The following is a 26,353-nucleotide window of genomic DNA, read 5'->3' on the forward strand; positions in this document are numbered from 1 at the left end:
GGCGCAAGTCCTTGCAAGCTTGTTGCGACGCCGACCCTAGTTCGGATCATGGCGGCAGGCTTGAACAAATGGGACTTGACCGTTGCCTCGCGCCGTCCTGGCGCTAGCCGCCGCCGTCCCGCATCAGGCGTGGATCGACGACATCGAGCCGCGCGGCCCATCCGGTCGGCGTCTCGCCGCTGAATATCCGGAAATCGCGAGCAAGATGCGCCTGGTCCGCATAGCCGGCGTCTGCTGCAATTGTGGCCCAGCCGCCTGCGCCGTTCGTCCGGGCCAGCGCACAGGCCCGATGAAAACGCAGCATCTGGGCCAGCGTCTTTGGCGGAACGCCGATCTCGTTGTGGAAGCGACGCGTGAGATGCTTGCGGCTCCAGCCGATGTCGGAGGCGATGGCGGCGATCCTGATCGCGCCTGCGCGTTCCCAGAGCGTCTCCAGGGCGAAAGCGACCGCCGGCGAAGGCTCGTGGACGGCGCGGCGAAGCACGAAATCCTCCACGATCTCGAATCGGCGCCGCCAGCCGACCGCCTCGGCCACCCTGGCGCGGAGGTTCTCACCATCGCGTCCCAGAATGTCGTCAAGGCCGACCATGCGGGCGGTCAAATCGGGCACGGCTCCTCCGAAGAAGCGATACGCCCCGAGCGGCGTGAAATCGACCTGAACGCATTCGGCGCGGCCGTCGGATTCGATCAGGACCGGCCCGGGAAAGAGACCCGCCGCGAAACTCGGTCGAGCGTCGGCAGCATCCGGTTGGTGCCCGAGCGCAATACGGAAGGGCGTTCCCAGGTTCACCAGCAGAGGAAGCGCAAGCGGCGCGGCGTGGCGGAAGGCGGCCAGGCCGAGGCCGCGCTCGCGGTAGAACGAGATGCTGGAGACCAGCCGCGCAAGGCGGGGGGAGGCAGATCGACGGATGACATCGGCGGTTGCGTCCATCGCGCGTCTCGCTCGTTCGCGCCCAGCATAGCGTCGCGATGGCGCCCATCCAAGTCTATCGCTACGGCACCGTGCCCTGCCGCGCTTCCGCCATCTCGCGCATCAGGAACTTTGCCGGGACGTCGTGATAGGTGCCGCGGTCATTGACATATTGCATATGGGCGCGGCCTTCGCCGTCGAAGGGGGGCAGCAGCGCATCGGTGCGATTTGTCCGGAGTTCAATTCAAGCAATGCATGGCGCATTGCGCGAGAGCATGGGCGCGTCCTCGATTTGCGACGAGGCGCTGCCGTATCAAGGCCGGTTGCGCATCCAGTCAGCAAGGCCCGACATTGCGCGGTCGAGATCCTGGCGCGCGGCGATATCAATCACCGTCTCCTCCAGCGCTCCACGCATGCAGAGCATCCACGCATCGCGCTCGGCATCACCGATGGCAAAGCCGATGTGCCGCTGCCGCAATCGCGGATGGCCCTTCTCTGGGGAATAGAGCTTCGGGCCGCCCGTCCATTCCGTGAGATAGCGCTTCAAGACGACCCGGATCAGACCGAGGTCGTCCGCATGCATCGCGCGGATGACTTTCGCTTCCGGCAGCGTGTCCATGCGGTCGTAGAAGCGGTCGACCAGACGATCGATCGTGGCGCTGCCGCCGATCCGCTCGAACATGGAGGTGCTGACGTCGGTGGAGGTCATGGTTGTTCCAAGCTGTCTATTGGGCTCGCATATAGTGACATTGTGGCGCGCCCACAAACTCCGCCGTCGTCCCGGACAAGCGAGCCTTAGCGAGCGCCGATCCGGGATCCATAACCACAGGGAGATGTTTGGCGAAGACTCGTGGTTGCCATCCCGCGCAACGACTCTTTCCTGGGGATACGGGTCCCGGATCTGCGCGCGCTTGTGGCGCGCTTGTCCGGGACGACAGCGGAGCAATTGGATACAGCTCGCCCTACAGCGCCACGCTGCGCAGCCCGAAGCTGCGGGCTTCGTTCTGCAGCACTGGCCGCACCGCATCGATCAGCCGTGCAGCAGCTGCACCGACCGAAAGCCCGGCCGTATCCACCACCGCCGTCGCGCGCGAATAAAGCGGCTCGCGGCTCAAGAGGATGTTGCGCAGCTCGGCCATCGCCGAGCGGTCATCCGCCATCGGGCGCAGATCGCCCTGGCGGCGGACGCGAGCCATGTGCTCCTCGGGCTCGGCCTTCAGCCAGATCGTGTAGAACGAGGTCAGAACCTGGTCGAAGGTCAGGGGCTCGGAGACGATGCCGCCGCCGGTTGCCAGCACCATCAGCTCGTTGCGCGCGAGCAGCTGTTGCAGCGCCGCCTGCTCCATGCGGCGAAAGCCTTCCTGGCCGTAGAGCGCGATGATCTCGGCGACCGAGAGGCCGTTCTGCTGCTCGACTTCCTTGTTGAGCTCGACGAAACTCCAGCCGATCTTCTTCGCCAGCATCCTGCCGAGTGTGGACTTGCCGGCGCCGCGCAGGCCGATCAGCGCGATGCCGCAGAATGGCGCGCGCCGCGGCGCGGACGCGCTGCCGCCGGCGAGCAGATCCTTGGCCTGCGCGATCTGCGCCGGCGTTGCCTTGCGCAGGAGATCGCGAAACATCTGCCAGTCCGGCGTCGGATCGGCCGAGGGGAGCAAATCTTCGAGATGGGCGCCCATCGCGTCCGAGACGCGGCGCAGCAGCACGATGGAGACATTGCCCTTGCCGCTTTCGAGCTGCGCGATGTAGCGCTCCGAGATCCCCGAGACCTTGGCGAGCACCTTGCGCGACATGCCGCGCAATGCGCGCATGGTGCGCACACGTTGGCCGAGCTGTTCGAGGAAGCGGGATTCGGCGTCGGGACTTTCGCTCATGAGTCTTCTTTACAGGGGTCCTGCGGCGCGTTTTAATGAAACATAGTGCCTGCTGGCATTGACAGCAAGCCGTCGCGGTGTCTTTCTATGAATTATAATTCTAAATTCGGGGGAGATGTCCGTGAGCGAGGGATCCTACAATGCGGTGACCTGGCTGCTCGACCGTAACGTCGAAGAGGGCCGCGGCGACAAGCTCGCCTTCGACGACACCGTCTCGCGGCTCAGCTATGGCGAGCTCCAGCAACAGACCCGGCGCGCCGCCAACATGCTGCGCCGGCTCGGCGTCCGCCGCGAGGAGCGCGTCGCGATGATCATGCTGGATACGATCGATTTCCCGATCGTATTCCTGGGCGCGATCCGCGCCGGTGTCGTGCCGGTGCCGCTCAACACGCTGCTGACCGCGGACCAGTACGCCTACATCCTCGCCGATTGCCGCGCACGGGTGCTGTTCGTGTCCGAAGCGCTCTATCCCGTCATCAGGGACGTCGTCGGCCGCATGCCGGATCTCGAGCATGTCGTCGTCTCCGGTGCCAAGCAGAACGGCCACAAGCAACTGGCCGAAGAGATGGCCGGCGAGAGCGATCAGTTCACCACCGCGGCGACCCACCCGGATGAGCCGGCGTTCTGGCTCTATTCGTCGGGGTCAACGGGCATGCCCAAGGGCGTGCGCCATCTGCACTCGAATTTGCAGGCGACGGCGGACACCTACGCCAAGCAGGTGCTCGGCATTCGCGAGAGCGATGTCTGTCTGTCGGCGGCAAAGCTGTTCTTCGCCTACGGTCTCGGCAACGCGCTGACCTTCCCGATGTCGGTCGGCGCCAGCGTCATCCTCAACAGCGAGCGTCCGACGCCGGCCCGCATGTTCGATCTGATGAACCGCTACAACCCGTCGATCTTCTACGGCGTGCCGACGCTGTTCGCGGCGATGCTCAACGACGAGACGATGAAAAGCGAGCGCTGCGGCAAGGCGTTGCGCATCTGCACCTCGGCCGGCGAGGCGCTGCCGGAATCGGTCGGCACCAGCTGGAAGGCGCGCTTCGGCGTCGACATCCTCGACGGCGTCGGCTCGACCGAGCTCTTGCACATCTTCCTGTCGAACGCCCCCAGCGACATCAAGTACGGCTCCTCCGGCAAGCCGGTGCCGGGCTATGCGGTGCGGCTCGTCAACGAGGCCGGGCAGGACGTTGCCGACGGCGAGGTCGGCGAACTGCTGGTCGATGCTCCCTCGGCCGGCGAAGGCTACTGGAATCAGCGCCACAAGAGCCGCCGCACGTTCGAGGGACCATGGACGCGAACCGGCGACAAATATGTTCGTGATGCGGATGGCCGCTACATCTTCTGCGGCCGCGCCGACGACATGTTCAAGGTCTCCGGCATCTGGGTCTCACCGTTCGAGGTCGAGAGCGCGCTGATCACGCATCCGGCCGTGCTCGAGGCCGCCGTCGTGCCCGAAGCCGATCCGGAAGGGTTGCTGAAGCCGAAGGCCTTCGTCGTGCTGCGCCCGGGCGTGACAACGACGGACTTGCAGGAGACGCTCAAGGACCACGTCAAGCAGAAGATCGGCCCGTGGAAATATCCGCGCTGGATCGACGTGGTGGACTCGCTGCCGAAGACCGCGACGGGCAAGATCCAGCGATTCAAGCTGCGCGAGGGCGCGAATTGAACGGCATGGTGTGTCATATGACGCGTTCTATCGCCTCAAGCACCGCTGCGCTCCCTCCCCCCTTGGGGGGGAGGGCGGGGGAGAAGGGTAGCCTCAGCGGTGGTGCCGCGGTCGTTGGTGAGCGGCGCACGCCGCGCCCGCGCCTTCGAGAGAATCCCCGTGTAGCACCCCTCCCTGACCCTCCCCCACAAGGGGGGAGGGAACGCCTGAGTGCGCGGAAGCACCTTCTGCTCATTGCGCGAAGAAGAGTGACATCATGACCAATCTCACCCCCACCGGATTCCTCAGCATCGATGGCGCCAGCCTCGAATACAAATGGCTCGCGCCGCAGGCGGCCGATGCGCCGACCATCGTCATGCTGCACGAAGGCCTCGGCTGCGTCGGGCTCTGGGGCGACTTCCCGGAAGAGCTGCAGCAGGCGACCGGCGCCGGTATCTTCGCCTATTCGCGCGCGGGTTACGGCCAGTCCAGCCCGGTCGCGTTGCCGCGGCCACTCGACTACATGCAGCGCGAGGCGCTGGACGTGCTGCCGAAACTGCTCGATGCGATCGGCTTCAAGCGCGGCCTCCTGCTCGGCCATTCCGACGGCGCCTCGATCGCGACCATCTATGCCGGCGCGCATCAGGATCATCGGCTGAACGGCCTCGTGCTGATCGCGCCGCATTTCATCGTCGAGGACATCTCGATCAAATCCATCGCCGCGATCAAGACGACGTTCGAGACCACCGATCTCAGGACGAAACTGGCGCGCTGGCACAAGGACGTCGACAACGCGTTCCATGGCTGGAACGGCGCCTGGCTCGATCCAAAATTCCGCGATTGGGATATCTCGGAATACCTCGCCTACATCCGCGTGCCCGTCATGATCGTGCAGGGCGCGGACGACCAATACGGGACGCTGCGGCAAGTCGAGATCGCGCAGGAGGAATGTTACTGCCCGGTCGATCTGAAGATCATTGCCGGCGCGGCGCATTCGCCGCATCGCGAGGCCGCGGGGCCGACCCTCGATGCCATCGTGCAGTTCGCAAAGGCCGCCTTGCGGGACGATCCAGGACTTCAGGCCGCATAAGGCGAATGCACGCTTAGATGAAGCAAAGTGCATATGACGCCGAGATTCGGGCTGGACTAACCTAGTTAGATGCACTATTGTGCATCTAACGCTCCAAAACGCATAAGCAAGCTTAAGGGTGGCTCATGGCCGGGGAAGATCGGCGCCTCGCAGGCGGCGCGACATTCATCGATTTCCAGACCGAACCGTCCCGCTACAAGCACTGGAAGCTTGCGGTCGAGGGTGATGTTGCGACCCTGACCATGGACGTCGACGAGAACGGCGGCCTGTTCGAGGGCTACCTGCTCAAGCTCAACTCTTACGATCTCGGCGTCGACATCGAGCTTGCCGACGCGGTTCAGCGCCTGCGCTTCGAGCATCCCGAGGTGAAGGTCGTAGTGATGCGCTCGGCCAAGAACCGCGTGTTCTGCGCCGGCGCCAATATCCGCATGCTGGCGGGCTCGACGCATGCGCACAAGGTGAACTTCTGCAAGTTTACCAACGAGACCCGCAACGGCATGGAAGACTCCTCGGAGAACTCCGGCCAGCGCTTCATCACCGTCGTGAACGGCTCGGCCGCCGGCGGCGGCTATGAGCTGGCGCTTGCGACCGATCACATCATCCTCGCCGATGACGGATCATCCGCCGTTGCGCTGCCCGAGGTGCCGCTGCTCGCGGTGCTCCCCGGCACCGGCGGTCTCACGCGCGTTGTCGACAAGCGCAAGGTGCGCCGCGATCACGCCGATTTCTTCTGCACCATCGAAGAGGGTGTGAAGGGCAAGCGCGCGGTCCAGTGGCGTCTCGTCGACGAGATCGCGCCGAATTCCAAGCTGGAAGCCAAGATCGCCGAGCGCGCCAGGGAGTTCGCGGCAGCCTCGAAACGCACCGGCAGCGGCAAGGGCATCGCACTGACGCCGCTCGATCGCGTGATCGATGAGACCAGCATCCGTTACGGCTTCGTCACCGTCGATATCGATCGCGCGGCGCGGATCGCCACCATCTCGATCAAGGCGCCGGAGGCCGCACCGCCGGCCGACATCGACGGCATGATGGCGCTGGGCGCCTCGTTCTGGCCGCTTCAGGTCGCGCGCGAGCTCGACGACGCCATCCTGCATCTGCGCATCAACGAGCTCGAGATCGCCATGCTCGTCTTCAAGAGCCATGGCGACCGCGCCCATGTGCTCGCTTGCGATGCCTTCCTCGAAGCCAACAAGGCGAACTGGCTGGTCAACGAGATCAGGCATTACTGGAAGCGCGTGCTCAAGCGCGTCGACGTCACCTCGCGCACGCTGGTGACGCTGGTCGAGCCCGGCTCCTGCTTTGCCGGCACGCTGGCCGAGCTCGTGTTCGCCGCCGACCGCTCCTACATGCTGATCGGCACGCGCCAGGGCGACAACCGCCCGCCGCCGTCGATCGAACTGTCCGCCATGAATTTCGGTCCGTATCCGATGAGCCACGGCCTGACGCGGCTGCAGTCGCGCTTCCAGGCCGATCCGTCCGATGTGGAGCGCGCGGAAGCGACCATCGGCACCAGCCTCGATGCCGAGGAGGCCGAGGAACTCGGCCTCGTCACCTTCGCGCTCGACGACATCGACTGGGACGACGAGGTCCGCGTGTTTCTCGAGGAGCGCGCCAGCTTCTCGCCCGACAGCCTCACCGGCATGGAAGCGAGCCTGCGCTTCGTCGGCCCCGAGACGATGGAATCGAAGATCTTCGCCCGCCTCACTGCCTGGCAGAACTGGATCTTCCAGCGCCCGAACGCGGTCGGCGAGGAAGGCGCGTTGCGCCGCTACGGCAGCGGCCAGAAACCGAAATTCGATATGACGCGAGTCTGACATTCACCGCGTCATGGCCGGGCAGAAGCGCGAAGCGCGTCTTCGCACAAATGTCCCGGCCATCCACGTCCTTCGCTCAAGGAAGCAAGAACGTGGATGCCCGGCACAAGGCGGGGCATGACGGAACGAGATCGCAAGGAGAGCACGGCCATGAACATGAACATCATGAACGTCGACTACTCGACCAAGATTCCGAACAACGTGAATCTCGCCGAAGACCGCCAGGTGCTGAAAGCGCTGGAGGGCTGGCATCCCGGTTACATGGACTGGTGGAGCGACATGGGGCCTGAGGGCTTCCAGGAGTCGCTGGTGTATTTGCGCACCGCCTATTCGGTCGATCCGCGCGGCTGGGCCAAGTTCGATTACGTCCGCATGCCCGAATATCGCTGGGGCATTCTCCTTGCGCCGCAGGAAGAGAACCGCGTCGTGCCGTTCGGTGAGCACTACGGCGAGCCGGCGTGGCAGGAAGTCCCGGGCGAGCATCGCGCCATGCTGCGCCGCCTGATCGTGATCCAGGGCGACACCGAACCGGCTTCGGTCGAGCAGCAGCGCCATCTCGGCAAGACCGCGCCCTCGCTCTACGACATGCGCAACCTGTTCCAGGTCAACGTCGAGGAAGGCCGTCACCTCTGGGCGATGGTCTACCTGCTGCAGAAATATTTCGGCCGCGACGGACGTGAGGAGGCCGACGATCTCTTGCGCCGCCGCTCCGGCGATGCCGACGCGCCGCGCATGCTGGGCGCGTTCAACGAAGCGACGCCGGACTGGCTGTCCTTCTTCATGTTCACCTATTTCACCGACCGCGACGGGAAGATGCAGCTGCACTCACTGGCGCAGTCCGGCTTCGATCCGCTGTCGCGCACCTGCCGCTTCATGCTGACGGAGGAAGCGCACCACATGTTCGTCGGCGAGACCGGCATCACTCGCGTCGTGCAGCGCACCTGCGATGCGATGAAGGCGGCCGGCATCACCGATCCCACCGACATCGCCAAGGTCCGCTCGCTCGGCGTCATCGATCTCCCGACCATCCAGAAGAAGCTGAACCTGCACTACACGCTGTCGCTCGACCTGTTCGGCTCGGAAGTCTCGACCAACGCGGCCAACGCCTTCAACGCCGGCATCAAGGGCCGCTACCACGAGACCCAGATCGAGGACGACCACCAGCTCAAGAACTCGACCTATCCGGTGCTCAAGCTGATCAACGGCGAGATCAAGCTGGTCGACGAGCCGGCGCTGACCGCGCTCAACATGCGCCTGCGCGACGATTACAGCCAGGATTGCGTCAAGGGCATGCTGCGCTGGAACAAGGTGATCTCGACCGCGGGCTATGATTTCCAGCTCAAGCTGCCCAACGTCGCCTTCCACCGCCACATCGGCGAGTTCAAGGACGTGCACGCGACGCCCGATGGCATCCTGATCGACGATGCCACCTGGGCCAGGCGCAAGGACGAATGGCTGCCGTCGGCGAGCGACGGCGACTTCATCACCTCCCTGATGCAGCCCGTCACCGAAACCGGCAAGTACGCATCCTGGATCTCGCCGCCGAAGGTCGGCATCGACAACAAGCCCGGCGATTTCGAGTATGTGAAGATCGAGTCGTAAGCACTCTTCACGAGACGGCGCGATCTTCGCCAAGATGCAGAGATCGCGCCACACACCTAGCCGTCATCGCCCGGCTTGAGCCGGGCGATCCAATATTCCAAAGACGGTTGTGACGAAATCGAGGCGCCGCGGCGTACTGGATGCCCCTGTCCCGGCTCCGCCGGGCCACAAGGTGCTCGGCCGCCGAAGCTTCAGCGAAGGCGGCAAGCCGGGGCATGACAGCGCCTTCTCTCCCGAAAGGTGCGAGAACGTCGGCTTGTGGACCCGAAGCGGAAGGGACGGCAAGAGCGGCGAACGCAAATGATGGTAGAGCGTTCTTTCGAACCATGAAGGCGAAAAGAACGCTCTTACAAGACTTTGCACGCCTCAACCGCGCAGCCACCGTCTACAAGTGCAGCGGTCTGATGTTCTGATTCACGCGGAAAAAATTCGTCGGGTCGTATTTGGCTTTCAAGGCGACGAGACGATCGTAATTGTCCCCGTAGGTGGCCTTGAGTCTGTTGTCATCTCCATCGTCCATCATGAAGTTCACGTAGCCACCGTTAGCCGAGTAGGGATGCACCGCCTCCCAGTATCCCTTGGTCCAGCGGGTGATCTCGCCCGCCTTTTGCGGATTGGGATCGATCCCGGCGATAACCATCGACCAGGTCGCATCGCGCGTGCTCCAGGCGGTGTCGCTCTTGCCGACACGACGGACTGCAGCGTCGATCGGGTAAAGATGCATGAGTGAGAGCGGACTCGGTAGTTTGTGTGCCTGGGCGATATGGGCGTCAATCGCTTCGTCAGTCAGTTCTTTCACGAAATCGCCGCGCCAGTACCATTGCAGGCCCTTCGGCAAGAACGGATCGAACATGGACTGGAGGGCCGGATAGGACATCTCGCCCATCCAGTTGAAGAGCGGCGCGGGGAGTTCAGAGAGCAATTTAGCCATGACAGCCTGGCCGTCTGCTGTCGCGCCGTTGTAGCAGGCTATGATCGCGCAGGCGCGCTTGCCCTGATGCTCCGCCGGGAACGGCTCCATCGGCGGAACGGTCTTTAACCCGACAAAGACCGCAAGCTCTTCAGGCGCCCTAGGCAGGAAATGCCGGTACGTCTGCATGACGGTCCGGGCATCCTTGAGATCCCAGAAGATTGGGCCGGCATAGACCATGGTCACCGGATGAGCCTGGAACAGGAAGCTCGTAACAATACCGAAATTGCCGCCGCCTCCGCGCAGGCCCCAGTGGAGGTCAGCGTTCTCTGATTTGTTCGCGGTGACAATACGGCCGTCGGCAAGCACGACATCCGCCTCAAGCAGATTGTCTATGGTCAGGCCATACTTCCGGGTGAGGTATCCGGTGCCGCCGCCGAGCGTGAGGCCGGCGATACCCGTGGTAGAGACGATGCCGGCCGGCACAGCGAGTCCGTAAACATGCGTGGCGTGATCCACGTCGCCCTGCGTGCAGCCGGGACCGACGCGGACGGTACGTGCAGTGGGATCGACCCGCACGCCTTTCATCATCGACATGTCGATCATCAGCCCGTCATCGACACTGCCAAGGCCTGGTCCGTTGTGGCCGCCTCCGCGGATCGCGACCGCGAGATCGTTCTGCCTCGCAAAATTGACCGCAGTGACAACATCAGCGACATCGGTGCATCGCGCAATCATCACGGGTCTCTTATCGATCATCCCGTTGTAGAGGCTTCGCACGCCGTCATAATCGGCGTCCGTTTGCCTGATGACGGGGCCGCGCATGTTGCCGATAAAAGTTTCGATGGCAATGGCATGCATGATCTCCTCCTCTTGCACACAGCGATCGTCAATGAGGTCTGAGGTTGCTCCTATCGTGGGGTCTTCCGATGTTCGTTAGCAAACCAGTGATCGCGGACGTCATCGCACAAATGACGTCTCATGATGTGCCTCGGACTTCCGCTAGCAGCTCTGTCTACATTCACGTCAGACTGTCTTGCTGGCGGGGCCGTTCGACCAAAGCCAGCGGCCCAAGCGCAGGACCGATGCCTAGGCGCTCGGCTTCTACCAACAGGTCCCGAAGTTGCCATGTCGTTACCTGTTCGGAACGACCCCGACCAAGTGCACAAACAGTGCGTCCATATCGAACAAAGAAGTTGGCCCAGGGTAGCGGCTCTGCCCGGGTAAAATCCTCCAGGGCAGCACTATAGCGCTCCGCGCCTTTCCAATCCTGAGAGTGCAGCGATGCTTCAACCGCGTATCGGAAGAACCACAGATGATTGTGGGCGACAGCGCCTTTGCGGAGAATATCCTCGCCTTCTGCCAGCGCCGTTTGAAGCTCAACGGAATCATCAGTTGTGACCGCGAGATGGCCCAGGATCCACGGACCCACAAAAGTCATTCCGGTCTCCCGGGCGATCATCAAGGCGCGGCGCAGCAAATCCATCGCCTCCGCCTTGCTCGCTTCTGAGCGGGCGACCATCGCTAGATCGTTGAGGCTTACAGCCTCAAACCGTTTGGCGCCAAGACATTGAGCGAGGAGCAGCGCCCGATCGGCATGAATCTTCGCACGCGCAAACTCGCCTGTCGTGCGAAACACGTTGCACGCCGCGTTATGGGCGATGATTTCCGCGCGGTGATGCCCGACCCGCGCTGCCAGTTCAATTGCCATCTGGCTCGTCGCGAGTGCTTCGGAGAAATCGTTGAGGTACACCTGGGTATGCGCGACCATACTGAGGTTGGCGACTTCGATGCGCCCGTGGCCAGACCCGCCCGACAGCTCCACGCATCCGCTGAAGTGCCGATGAGCGCTGGCCATTCGGCCGCGCGCGTATTCAGCATCGCCCAACCCGCCAAGCGCGCGCGCCTCCAGCTCTGGCGAACTGGCTATCCGGGCGCAGTCGAGAGCGCGCTCATGTTGATGTAAGCACTCGACGAGCCTTCCGAGGGGGAAGCAGAGATTGCCACGCAGATGGTGGATCCGCGCGCGCTCCGCCGCCGAAAGATCGTCCATAGCCGCGCTCGCGGCCTTGTCCAGCATCGCAAAAGCCTCGTCAAAACGATCGGTCACGCGCAGGCCGGCAGCGAGCCCGAGCCAGGCTCGACACCTCTCGATGTCAGCATCGGCCACTGCCAGGGCCTGCTCAAAAGCAGCAATCGATTCTGGGATTAGACCGAGGTCATGCAGGATTTCGCCCCGAAGCAGATGCAGTGCGCTTAGATCGGCCCGGTTGTTAGCCAAGGCTACTCCGCGCTCGACGAGACGTAGGGCCCGTTCGGTCCGGTACTCCGCAGCCTGCGCTCGTGCTGCCTCCAGGAAGGCACGCGGAGCGCCATCGTCGTCCCCTCGATCGAGATGCTGTGCGCACAACATCAGGTCACGGCTCCTGAACCAATCTGCCGCCTTGCGGTGCAACTCGCGGCGCCGGCTCCTGAGCAGGGTGTCGTAGACTCCTTCCTGAATCAGCGCGTGGGCGAAAAGAAAGTGATCGCCCTGCGAGCGCACCAGGAGATGCCGCATCAGGCCGGCGCAACTCCAGCCAGGCTGGTCGAGTAGGGCGGCCAACGCTTCCGCAGTAAAGCGCTGGCCGAGAACCGAGGCTGCTTGCAGCGCCCGCTTGTCGGAGAGTGGAAGCCGATCTAAGCGCGCCTGTACCAGACTCCGGATCGACCCCGGGACGTTGCCCTCGGCGCTTTCCTCGGCGTGCCGCAACAGTTGCTCCAAAAACAGCGGATTCCCGTCGGCCCGTTCGACACAACGCTGGGCGAGCTCGCCTACTTCGCCGAAATAGGCCTCGGCGAGCCGGTTGGCTTCGGTTGGCTGAAGCGGGCCGAGGTCGATCGTCACCATTGGCAGGCCGGCAATCGTCGGTACCCAAGCCTCTTGAAGCAGGTCGCGCTCGAGCCGCGAGGTCATGACCAGAAGCGCCGGACATCCAGCGACGGTCTCAGCGAGGTTCGACAGATGAGCGAGGGTCATCTGATCAGCCCAGTGCACGTCCTCAATTGCCAGCAGCAGAGGACGATGGCCGCTCGCGTTGGTGACAAGTTCGGTGACGGTCGCCCGCTTACCGCGGTTGCGGGCGGGATTATCCATGGCGTCATATAGCGTACGTAGTCCAGTCGGCTGCGGTAGGTTGAGGAGGTCATTCAGGTACACTCGTCGCTCGTTAGCGAGCATGCCATCCGCAATGGTCTTCTCAGCAGCAACAGAGATCTCTTCCTCGCTGCTCTCGCCCGACAAACCGAGCAGGCTGCGGACGAGAGAGCGGATTGCGTCCTGGCCGGAGCCCATTCCGAAGTCGAGCACCAGCCCGCCGTGGCAGGCGAAGTTCTGCCTCTCGGCGGTTGTCCGAAACTGCTCGAGCAGGCGGGTCTTGCCGATGCCAGCCTCACCGCGGATGTAGATGGTCCGGCCGTGTAGCGTGTTCCGGCACCGGACGAGCGCCGCTTCGAGTTCCCTTAGTTCGCGGTGCCGTCCAACAAAGGCTTGGCGGCTGGAGCGGGCCGGTTTGCGAAGGGCGTGCAGTCGCCACACTCTTACCGGCTTTGCGAGCCCTTTGATGGTGAGCTCACCGACGTCGGAGCAGTCGACCCGTTCGGCCAGGGCACGGTAGAGCGAATCTGAAATGAAGATTTCGCCCGGGGGCGCCATATCCTTCAGTCGTGAGGCGAGGTTTACGGATTCGCCGGTGACAGTGTATTCAACGTGGCGTGCGCTGCCGGTATCGCTGGCCATGACTTCGCCACTGGCAATGCCGATGTGCACGCTAATAGGGCGGGCAAGATCGGCCGCGACCACCGGCATGCGGCTTCCGATATCGAGGGCCGCCTGGACGCATCGCTCAGGATCGTTGCCATATGCTACCGGGGCACCGAAGACAGCCATCACGCAATCACCGATGTGCTTGTCAACAGTACCACCGTGATCGACGACGCTTGCGTCGGCAAGATCGAAGAAGCTTTCAAGGAGGGTGTGGACTTCCTCAGCGTCGAGTTCGTCGGCGAGTTTCGTGTAGCCGGCGATGTCAGCGAATAGCACTGTCACCTGCCGCCGCTCAGCATCCGGAAGCGGCGAAGCCAACCTCGGTGTCGCGGCGGGTGCGCTTGGGACAGGGCGCGGCGTCGGCGTCGGTCCGTCACGCAACTCCGCGATAGCGGTAAGCAGCTTGCGGCGGTGACCCACCGAGGCGACGCCAATCCCGATTAGATCGTCGCCCGTGAGGCGGGCAAGGACCGAAGCGTCAATGTCGTTCTCCCGGAACGCCTGTTCGTATCGCCCCAGCCCTAGACCGTGCAGCCAAGCTGTAACATTCATGGGCGCCTCCTGGCCGCATCCCTCCGAAGAGCACCCCAACCAGTCTACCCTAGGATTTCGCGACAGGTGCTGGGAAATTTCAGCGCGCCGTGAACGTGCCCAGGGCGTCTAGACGCGATTGCGCCTGCGCTGAATCGGAGCAATACCGTCAGGTTCTCTGACACAAAGGCCGCTCAGTTGGGCCTTTTACTTTAAGCAACAACAGTATGTTGCCGGCTGGGCCCGTTCGAGACGTGCCGAGTGGGCGCGACGGTGTTCGCCTCTGGAGAACGGAAGTCGTCGCCAGGGAGCCAAACCCACGCGATTCGACCGCTGGGGCAGCCAATGCACGTCTTCGAGCGGAAAGCGGACGTCGCCGTGCCTCCATCGACACTGATGGATTCTGAGTACACACGCCTCAGCTCGACACGTGTTTTGCCCGACGTGTCAAGCTGATCGCGGCTGCAATTGTCGTTACCGTGCCGCTCGAAAATCCCTTGCCGATCAAGGCGCATTCTACTGTGCATGGGGTTGTTTTCGACGTTTTGGTTCGGGGCCCCGCCGGATCAGTCGCTATCCCACCCGCTGCCCTTGATCCCCGCATTCGCATAGACGATGCCGCCATCGACCGCGATGGTCGCGCCGACCACGTAGTCGCCGGCGCGCGAGGCGAGATAGATCGCGGCGCCCGCCATGTCTTCGTCGGTGCCGATGCGGCCCGCGGGCACGCGCGTTGCGACCTCGTCGCCATGGTCGCGCGCGGCACGGTTCATGTCGGACTGGAACGGGCCCGGCGCGATGGCCGTGACCACGACATGGTCGGAGATGAGCTTCACCGCCATGCGGCGGGTCAAATGGATCAGCCCCGCCTTGCTCGCGGCGTAGGAATAGGTCTCCATCGGATTGACGAAGATGCCGTCGATCGAGGCGATGTTGATCACTTTCGCCGGCTGCTCCGCGCTTGCTGCCGCGCGCAGCATCGGCGCCAGCGCCTTGGTCAGGAAGAACGGCGCCTTGACGTTCAGGTTCATCACCTTGTCCCAACCGCTCTCCGGAAATTCGTCGAACGCCGCGCCCCAGGCCGCGCCCGCATTGTTGACGAGGATGTCGAGCCTGGATTCGCGCTTCTTAAATTCGCTCGCCAGCAGATCGCAGCCGGCGACCGTGGACATGTCGATCGGCAGCGCGATGCATTCGCCGTCATATTGTGCGGTGAGCGCCTTGGCGGTCTCCTCGCACGGCCCAGCCTTGCGCGCGGTGATGTAGACCTTTGCCGCGCCGGCGCTGAGAAATCCAGCCGCGATCATCTTGCCGATGCCGCGCGAGCCGCCGGTCACCAGCGCGACACGGCCTTTGAGCGAGAACAGATCGTTGAACATGGTTCCTCCCTTGGTTGGCGCTGTTTTGGGCGGGGCGGGAAGGGGAGTCAAGGAACGCGCTGGGGATGGCATCGGAGTGGGGCATGACAGCGGGTCGACCAACTCGGTGTCGTCCCGGACAAGCGTAAGCGCAGATCCGGGACCCATAGCTACAGGGCGCAATTTGGCGACGGCTCGTCGTCCGGTACTTCTATCAACATCAATTGAGAGATCACGCGGTATGGGTCCCGGATCTGCGCGCGCTGAGGGCGCGCTTGTCCGGGACGACAGCGGAGTTTGCAGCTACGCCGCCGCGATCCGGCGAAAACCGTTCCACATCGCGGTTGCGGCGCCCGAGGTCAGCACCGGCAGGATGCGCGCGTCCTGGTAGTTGCCATTGAGCGAGACGCGGGGCAGCGCGGTCATGTGGCCGGCATTCTCCGCGAACAGCATGCCGGGCCGTGTCGTCACCGCGGTCTTGAAGCCGGCGGATGCGGCAAGGGCGAATTCGCGCATCCCCGCGGCCTCGCGATCGCCATAAGGATAGGCGAGGTGCAACACGGGGCGCTCCAACACTCGCTCGATCCGCGCGCGGCTCGCGGCCATCTCCTGCGCGGCGATGTCTTCCGCCTGCTTGGCGAGGTTGCAATGGCTGACACTATGCGCGCCGATCGTGACCAGCGGATCGGCGGCAAATGTCTTCACCTCTGCCCAGGACAGGCACAGGCTGCGGCACAGCGCTTCCATGTCGACGTCGTACGTCGTGCAGAGCGCTTCGATCTCGCGCTTGAGGTCGTGCTCGCCCGGCAGCGCGCGCAGCCAGTCGTGCAGGCGATCGAACGTTGCCTGTTTGGCGGCAGGCGTGGTGGCATCGAGCCGCAGCACGGAGTTGCCGATCCTGATGTCGACCTGCTCGGCTTTGGCGATCACGGCCTCCAGCGCCGTCCACCACAATCGTCCGGTCCCTTCCGCAAAATCGCTCGCGACATAGACCGTCAGCGGCGCGTCAAATTCGCGCAACACCGGCAATGCATGGTCCAGATTGTCCCGATACCCATCGTCGAAGGTGAAGGCGGCGAAGCGGCGGTCGAACCGGCCCTGCACCAGCCGCTCATGCAGCTCGTCCATGCTGACGATGTCGATGTCGCGCGAGCGCAAATGGCACAGCGTCGCCCGCAGGAATTCGGGCGTGACTTCGAGATGCCGGTTCGGCTGGAACGCAGCCTCGCGGGCGGGCCGCACATGGTGCAGCATGAAGATGGCGCCGACGCCCGACAAAAGTGGGCGCAACAGGTGGTGCGCTCCGCTGAAATAGAGTGCTCCCAGCCCGGCGCGGATGACGTTGTTACGCAGTTGTTTCATGAACGGCTGGGGGGACTCTGGCATTCCGTCCTCAACTTACGGAAGAACCCTTGAAGAAAAAGTTATTCCGATTGTCCATGCGGGGTCCCTGGATCGGCAGCATTTCCGGTTTGACAGCCTGCCAAGGGTTTGTTTTGTCTCCGTTTCCAGAGTTCGGGTCGTCGAATGCAGAAGCTTTTCAGGTGGGCCAGCAAATGGTGGCCAGGGCTGATCCCCCTGGCCGCCATGTGGGGATTTGCGGCCTGGAATAACACCTTACCGGTCGAGGCCGATCTGTCGGCGCGCAGCTCGGCGGCGCTGAAGGATACCGTTCTGGACAAGACACGGATCGTGGTCGATGGCCGCGACGTCGGCTTGGCCGCAGACGCCTTCTCCGAGGAGGGTCGCCGCGACGCCGTGATGGCGGTCGAGACGGTCCCCGGCGTCCGTCTGGTCGACGATCGGACCCGCCTTGTTCCCGAAGCCAAGCCCTTCGTCTGGAACGCCGAGCGCGACGTGGTGCGGGTGACTCTGTCGGGCTCCGCGCCCCTGCCGTCGATGAAGGCCCGGCTGACCGAGGCCGCCCGCAAGGAGGTCGGCGGTGTCGAGGTGGCCGACCAGATGGGGCTGGCGCGCGGTGCGCCGCCACGCTTCGAGGCTGCCGCGATGCTGCTCTTGGATCAGATCGGCAAGCTCAAGGACGGCAAGATCACGATAACCGACACCAAGGTCAATCTGTCGGGCATGGCGCGCGAGCTCGGCGGCCGCGAGGCGATCGCGGCCGCGCTGAAGAACCTGCCCGAGGGTTTTTCGATCGCCGCCAACGAGATCAAGGCGCCGCCCTACATCTTCCAGGCCTACAAGGATCCGGTGGCCGCGACCGTGACGCTGACCGGCTATGTTCCCGACAATAATGTCCATGCGGCGATCGCCACCAGCGCCGCGCGAAAGTTCTTCACCGAGAAGGTCGTCGACAACCTCAAGGCCAGCATCGGGGCACCCGGCTCCTTCAGCGCGGCCGTGGTCCCAGCGCTCGGCGCGCTGTCGCGGCTCTCGACCGGCACGCTTGTCGTCTCCGACCGCGAGGTGAAGCTGTCGGGCGATGCGCTCTACGAAGGCGCCGCCAACGATATCCGCGCAGGGCTTGGCAAGGACTTCCCGAAAAACTGGCAATACAAGCCGGAGATCACGGTGAAGCCTGCGGCAGGCCCGGTCGACGGTACTGTGTGCCAGCAATTATTCTCGGAGCTTCTGACCAAGGGCAAGATCCGTTTCGCGACCAGGCGTGCGGACATCGATCCCGACTCCGCCGGCATCCTCGATCGTCTGATCGAGACGGCGCTGCGCTGCCCCACCACCAATATCGAGATTGCCGGGCATACCGACGCCGACGGCGAGGATTCCTTCAACCAGGCTCTCTCGGAAAAGCGGGCGCAGGCGGTGATCGACTATCTGGTCAAGGCCGGCCTGCCCGCCAGCCGCTTCACAGCGGTTGGCCATGGCAGCACGCAGCCGCTCGCCGGCAACGACACCGATGAAGGCAAGGCCCAGAACCGCCGTATCGAATTTCTGGTGAGGTGACGATGCCCTATCTCGTCTCGTTCCATCTGGGCTGGCTGATCGGCTCGCTGCTGCTGGGCTTCTGCATGGGCTGGATCTCGGTGGTCCAGCGCGGCAACGGCACCTCGAAGGTGACGGCGCGCTGGCTCGCCGCGCTCACCGCCGCGCTGGTCGCGGCCTCGCTCGCCCATGTGGTCCCCGGCCGCTTCGGCTACTGGCTCGACCTCGGCCTGATCATGTTCGCCTGCTACCTCGTCGGCTGCACCATCGGTGCATGGCTGCGCGACCGCGTGGTCTCGCGCACCGCGCCACCGGCCGCTCTGTGATGTTGCTGTGCACCCTCACTGAAGGGACGGGGGGCGTCCGCCGCGGCCTTCCGGCGCCTCAGAACGCGTCAACTGGCCGCTTTGATCCTCCTCTTTCAACAGTCAGGCCTGCCCCATAGATTGATGTTGGCTTAAGGCGTGACGGAACATTGTGCGGCCGAAATCATCAAAACTTCATGGCGCCTGCGCAGGATTGCCATGGAGATTCGCGTCAAGCCTTGCCGCCGAAAGCGCCAAATCGTGCATCAGGAGCCGTAACCCTGCCTAAAATATTGAAGGCACGTGTTTTTGTTCGGATTGGCGAATTCCACTCCGCCCGAAAACGCGCTAGTGGAGGGGCAGGGGGTATGCGCGATGCCGGAGCCGACGGCGAGGGTTCGCTGGGTGCCTGTGCTTCGTCCGCCTGTCCGCCGGCCACCCTGGCCGCCGAAGCGTTGTTGTTCGAGGTCTAGATGCTGGAAGCCATACGCAGGGCGATGTCGTTTCTGCGCCAGAAGCAAGTCCTGCATAAGCTTGGAGTTGTGATCAGCATCGCGGTCATCGGCATCGCTTGCTATGTGCTCTACCACATGCTGCGAGGCATCGATTTCAACGAGGTCCTCGAGGCGATCAAGAGCACCGAGCCGAGTCAGATTGCGATGGCGGCGCTGTTCGTCGCTGCGGGCTATTTCACCCTCACATTCTACGACCTCTTCGCCACGCGCGCGATCGGCCACGCCCATGTGCCCTATCGCATCAACGCGCTCGCGGCCTTCACCAGCTATTCCATCGGCCACAATGTCGGCGCGAGCGTCTTCACCGGCGGCGCGGTGCGCTACCGCATCTATTCGGCCTATGGGCTGAACGCGATCGACGTCGCAAAAATCTGCTTTCTCGCCGGCCTGACCTTCTGGCTGGGCAATGCCGCCGTGCTCGGTCTCGGCATCGCCTATCATCCGGAGGCCGCCGCCTCGATCGACCAGCTTCCGCCCTGGCTGAACCGGACGCTGGCGCTGATGATCATCGTGGCGCTGATCGGCTATGTGGTCTGGGTCTGGACCCAGCCGCGGGTGGTCGGCCGCGGCCCCTGGACCGTGGTGCTGCCGGGCGGCCCGCTGACGCTGCTTCAGATCGCGATCGGCATCGTCGATCTCGGCTTCTGCGCACTGGCGATGTATGTCCTGGTGCCGGACGAGCCCCATGTCGGCTTCGTCGTGGTTGCGGTGATCTTCGTCTCGGCCACCCTGCTCGGCTTTGCCAGCCATTCCCCGGGGGGGCTCGGCGTGTTCGACGCCGCCATGCTGGTCGGCCTCTGGCAGATGGACCGGGAGGAGCTTCTGGGCGGCATGCTGCTGTTCCGCGTCCTCTATTATCTGTCTCCCTTCGTCCTATCTGTAATCTTGCTGACGCTTCGCGAAGTTATCATCGGCGCGCGATCGAAGCGCTTGCATCAGGCGGCGCTCAAGCTGGACCCCGGCCCGGCGCGCGAAGCCGCCTATGTGCGAGAGCGTAGCGACAGCGGCGCCTGACCGGTGCCAGGCCCTTAAGACAAGGTCGTTAGGACAAGTCCCCCAGGAGAAGCCCGTCCCGATGGCGATCGACGCCCCATCTTCTCCCCCCGCCCAGCCCTGGTCCGACCGGCTGCGGCACTCGACCATCATCCTGATCGCCGCGGCGCTGGCGCTCTCCGTCGTGGTCTCGCTCGGCGAATTGTCCGCGCTGCACGCCGCGATTGTGTTCCTCTGCATCGCGGCGGCAGCCCTGATCCCGTGGAGGCTGCACGATACCGCCGCCTCACGCGATGATGTCAGGCGGATCAACCCGGTCGAGAGCGCGGCGGTGGCTGCGGTGGTCGCCGGCATGCCGGATCCGGCGGTGCTGCTCGACCGCGCCGGCCGCGTCATCCATCTCAACGCCGCGGCCGCCCAGCTCGCGCCGGCGCTGCGCCGGAACGAACTTGCCCAGTTCGCGCTGCGCTCACCGGAGATCATCACGGCGCTGCGCGAGGCGATCGCCACCACCGAGCCGCGGCGCGCGACCTATCTCGACCATGTTCCGGTCGATCGCTGGATGGAGCTCATGATCACGCCGGTTCCGGTGCCGACCAGCTTCGGCGGCGCCGATAAATGCATGCTGATGACCTTCCACGACCAGACCCCGCTGCGCCGGGTCGAGGAGATGCGCGCCGACTTCGTCGCCAATGCCAGCCACGAGCTGCGCACCCCGCTGGCCGCGCTGTCGGGCTTCATCGACACGCTGCAGGGCCAGGCCAAGGACGATCCCAAGGCGCGGGAGCGTTTCCTCGGTATCATGCACAACCAGGCCACGCGCATGGCGCGCCTGATCGACGATCTGCTGTCGCTGTCGCGGGTCGAGCTGTCGGCCCATGTCCGGCCCGACACCCTGGTCGACCTCATACCGATCATCCGCCAGGTCGCCGACGGGCTCGAGCCGCTGGCGCGCGAGCGCCAGGTCGAGGTGGAGATCGAACTGCCGGAGCTGCCGGTGATGATCGCGGGGGACCGCGAGGAACTGCTCCGCCTGTTCGAGAACCTGATCGAGAACGCGCTCAAATACGGCGCCTCCGGCGGACGCGTCATCGTGTCGCTGACACCAAGCGTCGCCACTGATGGAACTCCGGAAATCCGGGTCTTGGTTCGCGATTTCGGCCCCGGCATCGCGCCCGAGCACCTGCCGCGGCTGACCGAGCGCTTCTACCGGGTGGACGTCGGCGACAGCCGCTCGCAAGGCGGGACCGGGCTCGGATTATCGCTGGTGAAACATATTCTTAACCGTCATCGCGGGCGGCTTCTGATCGAGAGCGTGCCCAGGCATGGCGCGACTTTCACGGCGTGTTTTCCCCAGGCGAAGATTTCGGCTTCGGCCTAAAAATCAAGCGAATTCAATCGCTTGGCTGCGTCATCCAGCTGTCACGAAACCTTCGTAAAAGCACAGCCGACCGCTCCTAAACGGACGGCGCGGGGAGCGCGATCGGGCGCGGATGGCGCTTCGCTCCCCTGTATGGAGACCAGCATGAATTTCCTCAAAACCATGGTCGCTGCTGGCTTGGTCGCCGCATCGACGACGGCAGCCTTTGCGGCCGACATCACCGGCGCCGGCGCGACGTTCCCGTTCCCGCTCTATTCCAAGTGGGCTGACGCCTACAAGAAGGAGACCGGCAACGGTCTGAACTACCAGTCGATCGGTTCGGGCGGCGGCATCAAGCAGATCCAGGCCAAGACCGTGACCTTCGGCGCGAGCGATATGCCCCTCAAGCCCGAGCAACTTGAAAAGGACGGAATGATCCAATGGCCGCAGGCGATGGGCGCCTTGGTGCCAGTCGTCAATCTCGAAGGGATCAAGTCGGGCGAGCTGGTGTTTTCTGGCGAGTTGCTGGGCGACATCTATCTGGGCAAGGTCAAGACATGGAATGACCCGGCGATCGCCAAGCTCAATCCCAAGGTGAAGCTCCCCTCGGACGCCATCACCGTCGTGCGTCGGTCGGACGGCTCCGGCACCACGTTCATCTGGACCGATTTCCTTACGAAGACCAATGCCGAGTGGAAGACGAAGGTCGGTGCTGGTACCGCGGTCGAGTGGCCAACGGGTGTTGGCGCCAAAGGCAATGAAGGCGTCGCGGGCAATGTCAGCCAGACCAAGAACTCGATCGGCTATGTCGAGTATGCCTATGCCAAGCAAAACAAGCTGACCTACGGCGCCCTGATCAACAAGTCTGGTAAGACCGTGCAGCCGACTGTTGCGGCCTTCCAGGCGGCAGCCGCCAACGCCGACTGGGCCGGCTCCAAGAACTACTATGTGATCCTGACCGACCAGCCCGGTGAGACGTCGTGGCCGATTACCGGCGCGACCTTCATCTTGATGCACAAGGATGCGACCGACAAGGCGGCCTCCCAGGAAGCCATCAAGTTCTTCAAGTGGGCGTTCGAGAAGGGCGACAAGATGGCGGAGGAGCTCGACTACATCCCGATGCCCGACACGGTCGTGAAGCAGATCGAGAAGACGTGGGCTGCCGAGATCAAGAGCTGATTGCAGCATACTGAAACTCGCGCTCCGCCTCGGCGGGCGCGAGTGAAGGAGCGACCCGGAATCCCAGGATTCCGGGTCCTTGAGACCACCCGGAACGACGCGGGCAAACCGTCGAAAACGACCGCCTTTGGCGGCATGCAGATGGCGTAAGGCAAAACAGGGGATCGGCGTGGCAGAGATGGCCGTTCAGAGCGATGTAATCGACGATGCCGGACCTTATGATCGCGCCAAGGCCTTGGGCGCGTTCAAGCTCGGTGACGTCACCTTCTACTGGATCACGCGGCTTTCCGCGATCTCGGTGCTGCTGATCCTCGGCGGCATCATCATTTCGCTGATTGTGGGCGCCTTCCCGGCGATCAAGGAATACGGCCTGTCGTTCCTGTGGACGCAGCGCTGGGCCCCTTCGGCCGATCCGCCCGTGCTCGGCGCGCTCGGGCCGATGTACGGCACGCTCGTCACCTCCTTCATCGCGATGCTGATCGCCATTCCCGTCGGTCTGGGCATTGCGATCTTCCTCACCGAGCTTTGTCCGCAATGGCTGCGCCGCCCGATCGGCATGGCGATCGAGCTGCTCGCCGGCATTCCTTCGATCATCTACGGCATGTGGGGCTTCTTCGTGCTGGGCCCGTTCCTGGCCAACACCTTCCAGCCCTTCATGATCCGGGTGTTCGACGGCGTGCCCGTGCTCGGCGCGATCTTCGCAGGTCCCCCGTCCTATCTCAGCCTGTTCAATGCCGCGCTGATCCTCGCCATCATGGTGCTGCCCTTCATCACCTCGATCTCGGTCGACGTGTTCAAGACGGTGCCGCCGGTGCTGAAGGAAGCCGCCTACGGCGTCGGCTGCACCACGTGGGAAGTCGTGCGCAGCGTGGTGATCCCGTATACCCGCGTCGGCATCATCGGTGGCGTCATGCTGGCGCTGGGCCGCGCGCTCGGCGAGACGATGGCGGTGACTTTCATCATCGGCAATTCGTTCCGCATCTCTTCATCGATTTTCGCCCCGGGCACCACGATCTCGGCGGCGATCGCATCCGAGTTCGCCGAGAGCGACGGCCTGCACCAGTCCGGCCTGATCCTGCTCGGCCTGCTCCTGTTCGTGCTGACGTTCTTCGTGCTCGCAGCCGCGCGGCTGATGCTGATGCGCCTGGAAACCAAGGCGGGGAAGTGAAGCCATGAACCCGATCTATTCACGCCGCCGCCGCTGGGATGTCATCATCCGCGGGCTCTGCATCGCCGCCGCCGCCTTCGGCGTTACCTGGCTCGCGCTGATCCTGATCACGCTGCTGTACAACGGTCTGGCCGGGCTCAACCTTCAAGTCTTCACCGCAGACACGCCGCCGCCCGGATCGACCGAGGGCGGCCTGCGCAACGCCATCGTCGGCTCGCTGATCATGACCGTGATCGGCGTCGGCATTGGCGCGCCGCTCGGCCTGTTCGCCGGCACCTATCTCGCCGAGTACGGCCGCAACGACAAGCTGACCTCAGTGATCCGCTTCATCAACGACATCCTCTTGTCGGCGCCCTCGATCATCATCGGCCTGTTCATCTACGGTGCGGTCGTGGTGCCGATGCGAGGCTTCTCGGCAATCGCAGGCAGCCTCGCGCTCGCAGTGATCGTGATCCCGGTCGTGGTGCGCACCACGGAGGACATGCTGCTGCTGGTGCCGAACCCGCTGCGTGAAGCCGCCAGCGCACTCGGTCTGCCGCGTTCGCTGGTGATCAAGCGCATCGCCTACCGTGCGGCGCGCTCGGGCCTCATCACCGGCGTGCTGCTGGCCACGGCTCGCGTCGCGGGCGAGACCGCGCCGCTGCTGTTCACCGCGCTGTCCAACCAGTTCTTCAGCCTCGGCCTGGACAAGACGATGGCCAACCTGCCGGTGACCATCAACAACTTCGTGCAAAGCCCCTACGCCTACTGGAAGCAACTCGCCTGGAGCGGGGCGCTGTTGATCACCCTGACTGTGCTTGCCCTGAACATTGGCGCCCGCATCCTTGGTGCCGAGAGGACCGCAAAATGAGTGAAATGTCTATTTCCGTAAGCGCGCCGACCGTTCATCCCGGCTCGCAGCCGCTGCCCGAGGCGCCTGCCAAGGTCACCGCGCGCAACCTCAATTTCTACTACGGTGAGCACCATGCGCTGAAGAACATCAATCTGGCGCTGGGCACCAATCGCGTCACCGCCTTCATCGGCCCGTCCGGCTGCGGCAAGTCGACCCTGCTGCGCATCTTCAACCGGATGTACGACCTCTACCCGGGCCAGCGCGCCACAGGCCAGCTGTTGCTCGACCACACCAACATGCTCGACCCCAAGCTCGACCTCAATCTGCTGCGCGCCCGGGTCGGCATGGTGTTCCAGAAGCCGACCCCGTTCCCGATGACGATCTACGAGAACATCGCCTTCGGCATCCGCCTCTACGAGAAGATCTCGAAGTCCGAGATGGACGATCGCGTGGAGAAGGCGCTGCGCGGCGGCGCGCTGTGGAACGAGGTCAAGGACAAGCTCAACGCCTCCGGCCTGTCGCTCTCCGGCGGCCAGCAGCAGCGCCTCTGCATTGCCCGCACCGTCGCGGTGCGACCCGAGGTGATCCTGTTCGACGAGCCGTGCTCGGCGCTCGACCCGATCTCGACCGCCAAGGTCGAGGAGCTGATCCAGGAATTGTCCGAGAACTACACGATCGCGATCGTCACGCACAACATGCAGCAGGCGGCGCGCGTCTCCGACAAGACCGCCTTCATGTATCTCGGCGAGTTGATCGAGTTCGACGACACCAGCAAGATCTTCACGTCGCCGAGCGACCGGCGCACGCAGGATTACATCACCGGCCGGTTCGGCTGAGGAGACGGAACATGGGTTCTGAACATACCGCAAAGGCTTTCGATACCGACCTCCAGGAACTCACGCGCCTGGTCGCCGAGATGGGCGGCATCGCCGAGCGCATGATCGTCGATTCCGTCGACGCGCTGATCCGCCGCGACGTCGCGCTCGGTCAGCGCGTCGTCGCCACCGACGCCGAACTCGACACGCTGCAGAAACGCATCGAGGAGCGCGCCGTGCTCACCATCGCCCGCCGCCAGCCGATGGCCGTCGATCTGCGCGAGATCGTCGGCGCCATGCGCGTCGCGACCGATCTCGAGCGCATCGGCGACCTCGCCAAGAACATGGGCAAGCGCGTCGCGGCGCTGGAGACGGATTTTCATCCGCTGAAACTGTTCCGCGGCCTGGAACACATGACCGACCTCGTGCAGCAGCAGGTCAAGTCGGTGCTGGACGCCTATGCCGCGCACGATCTGCCGGCAGCAATGGCGGTGTGGAAGGGCGACGAGGAAGTCGATGCCATCTGCACCTCGCTGTTCCGCGAACTCCTCACCTACATGATGGAGGATCCGCGCAACATCTCGTTCTGCATCCATTTGATGTTCTGTGCCAAGAACATCGAGCGGATCGGCGACCACGCCACCAACATCGCCGAGACCGTGTTCTACATGATCGAGGGCCAGGCGATCACCGACAAGCGGCCGAAGGGCGACATGACGACCTTCGCCACGACGGTGCCGAATACCTAAGCG

The 26,353-nt window shown here is 63.9% G+C and carries 20 protein-coding genes; 13 read left to right on the top strand and 7 right to left on the bottom strand.

Annotated elements, in window-relative coordinates:
- Window positions 1-103: 103 nt before the first annotated feature.
- The 3 genes from IVB23_RS23020 to IVB23_RS23030 form a co-directional block, all read right to left on the bottom strand.
- On the bottom strand, window positions 104-931 hold the full coding sequence (locus IVB23_RS23020) for a helix-turn-helix domain-containing protein (RefSeq protein ID WP_247800155.1): 828 nt from the start codon (window positions 929-931) through the stop codon (window positions 104-106).
- 292 nt (window positions 932-1,223) lie between these two features.
- Window positions 1,224-1,619 carry a group II truncated hemoglobin gene (locus IVB23_RS23025; RefSeq protein ID WP_061879677.1) on the bottom strand — a complete coding sequence of 132 codons (396 nt, stop codon included), beginning with the start codon at window positions 1,617-1,619 and terminating at the stop codon, window positions 1,224-1,226.
- A gap of 253 nt (window positions 1,620-1,872) precedes the next feature.
- Window positions 1,873-2,781, bottom strand: a complete 909-nt coding sequence (locus IVB23_RS23030) for a helix-turn-helix transcriptional regulator (RefSeq protein ID WP_247800156.1) — start codon at window positions 2,779-2,781, stop codon at window positions 1,873-1,875.
- Between the two features lie 121 nt (window positions 2,782-2,902).
- Here IVB23_RS23030 and IVB23_RS23035 point away from each other — a divergent pair, with 121 nt between their 5' ends.
- The 4 genes from IVB23_RS23035 to boxB all read left to right on the top strand — a co-directional run bounded on the left by IVB23_RS23035 (window position 2,903) and on the right by boxB (window position 8,929).
- Window positions 2,903-4,444, top strand: a complete 1,542-nt coding sequence (locus IVB23_RS23035) for a benzoate-CoA ligase family protein (protein WP_247800157.1) — start codon at window positions 2,903-2,905, stop codon at window positions 4,442-4,444.
- Window positions 4,445-4,700: 256 nt separating this feature from the next.
- Window positions 4,701-5,513, top strand: coding sequence for an alpha/beta hydrolase (locus IVB23_RS23040; RefSeq protein WP_197969210.1), 813 nt, complete (start codon window positions 4,701-4,703; stop codon window positions 5,511-5,513).
- A 125-nt stretch (window positions 5,514-5,638) separates the two neighbouring features.
- Window positions 5,639-7,327, top strand: a complete 1,689-nt coding sequence (gene boxC, locus IVB23_RS23045) for a 2,3-epoxybenzoyl-CoA dihydrolase (RefSeq protein ID WP_247800158.1) — start codon at window positions 5,639-5,641, stop codon at window positions 7,325-7,327.
- A gap of 150 nt (window positions 7,328-7,477) precedes the next feature.
- Window positions 7,478-8,929 (top strand): benzoyl-CoA 2,3-epoxidase subunit BoxB, encoded by a 1,452-nt coding sequence (gene boxB, locus IVB23_RS23050; protein WP_247800159.1) that lies wholly within the window; start codon window positions 7,478-7,480, stop codon window positions 8,927-8,929.
- Between the two features lie 385 nt (window positions 8,930-9,314).
- On the opposite strand, the gene IVB23_RS23055 is transcribed toward boxB, so the two are convergent.
- The 4 genes from IVB23_RS23055 to IVB23_RS23070 form a co-directional block, all read right to left on the bottom strand.
- The gene (locus IVB23_RS23055) at window positions 9,315-10,700 is read right to left on the bottom strand and encodes an FAD-binding oxidoreductase (RefSeq protein WP_246515891.1); all 1,386 of its coding nucleotides are present in this window, start codon (window positions 10,698-10,700) and stop codon (window positions 9,315-9,317) included.
- Between the two features lie 160 nt (window positions 10,701-10,860).
- Window positions 10,861-14,196 (bottom strand): adenylate/guanylate cyclase domain-containing protein, encoded by a 3,336-nt coding sequence (locus tag IVB23_RS23060; protein WP_247800160.1) that lies wholly within the window; start codon window positions 14,194-14,196, stop codon window positions 10,861-10,863.
- 545 nt (window positions 14,197-14,741) lie between these two features.
- A complete protein-coding gene (locus tag IVB23_RS23065) occupies window positions 14,742-15,554 on the bottom strand; it encodes an SDR family NAD(P)-dependent oxidoreductase (RefSeq protein WP_061879672.1) in 813 nt (270 codons plus the stop codon).
- A gap of 282 nt (window positions 15,555-15,836) precedes the next feature.
- The gene (locus tag IVB23_RS23070) at window positions 15,837-16,895 is read right to left on the bottom strand and encodes a polysaccharide deacetylase family protein (protein WP_247800161.1); all 1,059 of its coding nucleotides are present in this window, start codon (window positions 16,893-16,895) and stop codon (window positions 15,837-15,839) included.
- Between the two features lie 165 nt (window positions 16,896-17,060).
- Here IVB23_RS23070 and IVB23_RS23075 point away from each other — a divergent pair, with 165 nt between their 5' ends.
- From IVB23_RS23075 to phoU, 9 genes are all read left to right on the top strand, one after another.
- Window positions 17,061-18,455: an OmpA family protein gene (locus tag IVB23_RS23075; protein ID WP_247800162.1), complete on the top strand. Its 1,395-nt coding sequence runs from the start codon at window positions 17,061-17,063 to the stop codon at window positions 18,453-18,455.
- Window positions 18,456-18,457: 2 nt separating this feature from the next.
- Window positions 18,458-18,760, top strand: coding sequence for a hypothetical protein (locus tag IVB23_RS23080; protein WP_061879669.1), 303 nt, complete (start codon window positions 18,458-18,460; stop codon window positions 18,758-18,760).
- A 452-nt stretch (window positions 18,761-19,212) separates the two neighbouring features.
- The gene (locus tag IVB23_RS23085) at window positions 19,213-20,268 is read left to right on the top strand and encodes a lysylphosphatidylglycerol synthase domain-containing protein (protein WP_028179025.1); all 1,056 of its coding nucleotides are present in this window, start codon (window positions 19,213-19,215) and stop codon (window positions 20,266-20,268) included.
- Between the two features lie 61 nt (window positions 20,269-20,329).
- The gene (locus IVB23_RS23090; protein ID WP_061879668.1) at window positions 20,330-21,628 is read left to right on the top strand and encodes an ATP-binding protein; all 1,299 of its coding nucleotides are present in this window, start codon (window positions 20,330-20,332) and stop codon (window positions 21,626-21,628) included.
- A 144-nt stretch (window positions 21,629-21,772) separates the two neighbouring features.
- Window positions 21,773-22,786: a phosphate ABC transporter substrate-binding protein PstS gene (gene pstS, locus IVB23_RS23095; protein WP_061879726.1), complete on the top strand. Its 1,014-nt coding sequence runs from the start codon at window positions 21,773-21,775 to the stop codon at window positions 22,784-22,786.
- A 178-nt stretch (window positions 22,787-22,964) separates the two neighbouring features.
- On the top strand, window positions 22,965-23,954 hold the full coding sequence (pstC, locus tag IVB23_RS23100) for a phosphate ABC transporter permease subunit PstC (protein WP_061879667.1): 990 nt from the start codon (window positions 22,965-22,967) through the stop codon (window positions 23,952-23,954).
- Window positions 23,955-23,958: 4 nt separating this feature from the next.
- Window positions 23,959-24,804 (top strand): phosphate ABC transporter permease PstA, encoded by an 846-nt coding sequence (pstA, locus tag IVB23_RS23105; protein WP_061879666.1) that lies wholly within the window; start codon window positions 23,959-23,961, stop codon window positions 24,802-24,804.
- A complete protein-coding gene (pstB, locus tag IVB23_RS23110) occupies window positions 24,801-25,622 on the top strand; it encodes a phosphate ABC transporter ATP-binding protein PstB (protein WP_061879665.1) in 822 nt (273 codons plus the stop codon). The genes pstA and pstB overlap by 4 nt, the downstream gene beginning before the upstream one ends.
- A gap of 11 nt (window positions 25,623-25,633) precedes the next feature.
- The gene (gene phoU, locus IVB23_RS23115; RefSeq protein ID WP_061879664.1) at window positions 25,634-26,350 is read left to right on the top strand and encodes a phosphate signaling complex protein PhoU; all 717 of its coding nucleotides are present in this window, start codon (window positions 25,634-25,636) and stop codon (window positions 26,348-26,350) included.
- The last annotated feature ends 3 nt before the right edge of the window (window positions 26,351-26,353 follow it).

This window comes from Bradyrhizobium sp. 191, from assembly GCF_023100985.1.
GTDB lineage: Bacteria > Pseudomonadota > Alphaproteobacteria > Rhizobiales > Xanthobacteraceae > Bradyrhizobium > Bradyrhizobium diversitatis.